Raw genomic sequence first — 1666 nt, 5'->3', positions numbered from 1 at the left:
TTTCGACTTTTTTATTTTTATAATTTTTTAACCTTTTCCAGCTAAACGATCCACCACATATTCTATTTGTGTTTTCCCGTGCGGTTTTGGTTTTCCTTCTGCATCTAAATTTACCATTGTAATTCGATCGACTGTAATAATGGTTTCATGCGTCATTTTGTTACGTACTTCACATTGTAAAACCAATGAAGTTGTTCCAAATTTCACCACCTCAATTCCTATTTCTACAATATCACCTTCACGCGCCGAAGCCATAAAGTTGATTTCCGACATATATTTAGTTACAACATGTGAATTTTCTAATTGCACAATGCTATATAACGCCGCTTCTTCATCAATCCAAGCCAAAAGTTTTCCTCCAAAAAGTGTTTTATTTGGATTAAGATCTTCGGGTTTTACCCATTTACGAGTGTGAAATTTCATAGTTCTCTGTTTTAAGTTCTTGTTTATTTTCTGTTGCCAAATGATTCGCATCCGAAATAAACTTAACTAAATTTACAGCATATTTTCCATCTAACAAAGATTCATTGTGACGAATTAACGCATCAGAAATCTCGGTAATGGCGTTGGGATGAAAATTCTTTTGTTCAGTAGAAATTTTGTTTGAACAACACACATTTTTTAAATCAGAATAAATCATTTGATTAAGATATTGATCTCCAATCTTAATTGTTCCTTTCTCCGCAATAAGCGTGATATTACTTTCGAAATTTTTATTGAAAACTGACGTTGTATAAATCATATGTCCGATTGCTCCATCAGCCGTAAAATCAACACAACCCGAATCATCAAATTCTGTCACTTCTTGATGTGTAAAATTGAAACTTTTAGAATTTGTACAAATTACCTCATCAAACCAAAAATTCATGATATCAACAAAATGTGAAAATTGAGTAAACAAAACACCTCCGTCCATTTCTTGGTTTCCGTGCCATTCGCGCAACTTGTAATAATTCTTGTTACGATTCCAATAGCAATTAATATTCACCATGAAAACTTTTCCTAACGAATTATTGTCAATCAAATTCTTTACATATTGCACAACTGGAGAAAAACGAAGTTGCATCGACGTAAAAACTCTAAGATTTTTCTCTTCCGCAACTTTCAATATTTCCTTTGCATCTTCTACAGTTAATGCAATTGGTTTTTCAATCAAAACATTTTTCCCAGCTTTTAAACAACGAATCGCATGTTCGCGGTGCAAACCATTTGGCGTAGCAATCACAACAACATCAGTTTCTTGATCTTCGTTCAAAAAACTTTCAAGTGTTGAATAACCTTTGAAAGGTAAATCTTCTGGTAAATTAAAATCAATCACCGAAATTAAATGTGCGTTTTCCGTTTCCTCTATCGCTTGTTGATGTACACGTCCAATATGACCGTAGCCTAAAATGGAAAAATTCTTCATTGAATTTATTTAATAATTTTTTCTAATATCTTTTGTGTGATTAGATATGTTGGTTTTACACCTGTTAATCCTAAACCTCCAGAAGCCAATGTACTTCCTGTTTCTAATGGATTATCTGAAGCGTAATATGCGTACATTACTTTAACATCTTTATCGATGTGATGTCTAATTTTTGACGCAACCTGAATCGCTTTTTGGTAATGCGCTCCTTCCATTTCTAATCCAATTGCTTGGAAAGACGAATTCTTGAAATACTCT

At 33.0% G+C, this 1666-nt stretch carries 3 protein-coding genes; all 3 read right to left on the bottom strand.

Translation table 11 applies throughout. From position 1 onward, the window contains the following. Positions 1 to 27: 27 nt before the first annotated feature. The gene (locus tag B2X73_RS03975; protein ID WP_038336752.1) at positions 28 to 423 is read right to left on the bottom strand and encodes an acyl-CoA thioesterase; all 396 of its coding nucleotides are present in this window, start codon (positions 421 to 423) and stop codon (positions 28 to 30) included. After that, positions 404 to 1408 carry a Gfo/Idh/MocA family protein gene (locus B2X73_RS03970; RefSeq protein ID WP_291052149.1) on the bottom strand — a complete coding sequence of 335 codons (1005 nt, stop codon included), beginning with the start codon at positions 1406 to 1408 and terminating at the stop codon, positions 404 to 406. Before B2X73_RS03970 ends, B2X73_RS03975 begins: the two co-directional genes overlap by 20 nt. Positions 1409 to 1413: 5 nt before the next feature. Continuing rightward, the coding region (locus B2X73_RS03965; RefSeq protein ID WP_414647157.1) for a DUF6909 family protein at positions 1414 to 1666 on the bottom strand (253 nt) is incomplete at its 5' end.

Source organism: Empedobacter sp. UBA7252, from assembly GCF_002472765.1.
In the GTDB taxonomy this organism is placed as follows: Bacteria; Bacteroidota; Bacteroidia; order Flavobacteriales; family Weeksellaceae; genus Empedobacter; species Empedobacter falsenii_B.
This window is presented reverse-complemented; position numbering and strand designations above follow the sequence as displayed.